Source organism: Acinetobacter sp. 25-47-130, assembly GCF_056779705.1.
Genome location: NZ_JBWYII010000029.1, coordinates 1 through 346 on the forward strand (window position 1 = coordinate 1; position 346 = coordinate 346).

1 protein-coding gene is annotated in these 346 nt (G+C 43.1%); it reads left to right on the forward strand.

Annotation, left to right across the window (positions count from 1 at the left end; translation table 11 throughout):
* Positions 1–346: Ig-like domain-containing protein (locus tag AC1M83_RS14205; protein ID WP_481590946.1), on the forward strand; the 346-nt coding region annotated here is incomplete at both ends.

The following is a 346-nucleotide window of genomic DNA, read 5'->3' on the forward strand; positions in this document are numbered from 1 at the left end:
GATGAGCTTAAGCCAACAAACGATACTACACCAACAATCTCAGGTAAGACTGAGCCAGGTGCAACAGTAAAAGTTGAAATCTTAGACAAAGATGGCAACCCTGTAGCAACAGGTGATGCGACTGTAGATCCAGAAGGTAACTGGTCGTTCACACCGACTGAAGAATTACCAGAAGGTGAATATACAGTTAAAGCTGAAGCGAAAGATGCGGTGGGTAATACTGCTACTGAAACTGCGGATGGCAAATTAACTGTAGATACAACTGCACCATCTGATACCGATGTAACGATTGATCCAATTGCGGATACAAACGATACAACACCAGAAATCACAGGTACAACTGAAC